The 1,339-nt window shown below is 44.5% G+C and carries 1 protein-coding gene; it reads left to right on the top strand.

All coding sequences use genetic code 11. From position 1 onward, the window contains the following. Nucleotides 1–337: 337 nt before the first annotated feature. Nucleotides 338–1,048: a FadR/GntR family transcriptional regulator gene (locus KH180_RS16680; protein WP_003501539.1), complete on the top strand. Its 711-nt coding sequence runs from the start codon at nucleotides 338–340 to the stop codon at nucleotides 1,046–1,048. Nucleotides 1,049–1,339: the final 291 nt, after the last annotated feature.

The following is a 1,339-nucleotide window of genomic DNA, read 5'->3' as shown; positions in this document are numbered from 1 at the left end:
CATCGCTGATTAGCGAGGTCCCTTACGAGCTTAGCAGCGCGATGCATTTCACAGAGCGGGAGCGTGCTCCGCAGACTTTATCTTCGCCCGCAGTCCCAACTCACGATAATACTCCCTCAGGACGAAAGACTCATCCCCCTTACCACCCCGTCCGCTGACCGTACCGGCGGCGTCCTCGCCTGCTTAACTAAATAGTTACCCGCACCAATTTTAATTAAAAAAGAGTCAAGGGAGGAAAAGTGATTGCCAAATGCAGGAAAGAGCATATATAATATAGAGGACAGGAAGCGGCACAACCGGCCGTATTCCTACAGGGAAACGAAGGATGGTACAGGCTATGGAAAGAGGATTTACACTTTCACAGAATATCGCGGATAAGATAAAAACTAAGATTATGACAGGTGAATTTGCATTGGGATCCAAGCTTCCCAACGAGAATGAGCTGATGGATGATTTGAATGTGAGCCGGACTACGATAAGGGAAGCAGTAAAGATACTGATATCCAAAAACATCCTCTATATCGAGCGGGGGAAGGGAACTTATGTTGCCGCCATACCGGGGCTTGCGGATGATCCCTATGGGTTTGAGTTTATACCGGAGGAAAAGCTGATTCCGGATCTCTGTGAAACGAGAAGCGTAATCGAGCCGGAGGTCTGTTATCTGGCCGCACAACGGGCGACGAAAAGACAGCTTAGTGAGATGGAGGCAATTCTCAGAAAGATGAATGAGATCATGTATGAGCTGAAAATGGATGAGAGCGATCAGCGCATGATCGATCAGCTGGCAGACTGTGAGATGGAATTCCACTCCCTGGTCTACTGTATGACCGGAAACATAGTGATTGAGAGGATGCTTCCCACAATTAAAAAGGCCATTGCACTGAACTATACGACGAATGTATACCGCCGTTCCTTTGAGCTTACCGTAACTCAGAATCTTCATATTGATTTGTTTCATGCCCTCCAGGCCGGTGATGCCGACAGAGCGCGGGAGATAGGCAGGGAGCATATGAAAACGATGCAGGAAAAAACAGGGCAGAGGAGATAAACAGATGCAAAAATAATCTGATTTTGTTATTGACAGAGGTATGACGTCGTGTTACACTGAAATTACCAAATTATGTGTAATTTCAGTGTATTTTTTTTATTATATAACATCATACGTCATACCACTTAAAGAGGCAGCATTCTCCATAGAAGGGAATTGTGATATGGGGCTGAGAAGATGTCTGTTTCAAATAAAAAGCATTCTGGTGATATGTCAAGAACTTTTTGAAGAAGATTTTGATATGTTTTTCAGAAAAAAGGGTAACTTTAACAGACCTTCGGTATATTTTAC

It is taken from the genome of Anaerostipes sp., from assembly GCF_018381315.1.
Taxonomy (GTDB): domain Bacteria; phylum Bacillota; class Clostridia; order Lachnospirales; family Lachnospiraceae; genus Anaerostipes.
Note: the sequence above shows the minus strand (reverse complement) of the source record. Positions and strands in the feature narration are given on the sequence as shown.

Bases quoted from the DNA above. Each gene is read 5' to 3' on its own strand.
- KH180_RS16680 (WP_003501539.1), top strand. From the start codon at position 338: ATGGAAAGAGGATTTACACTTTCACAGAATATCGCGGATAAGATAAAA.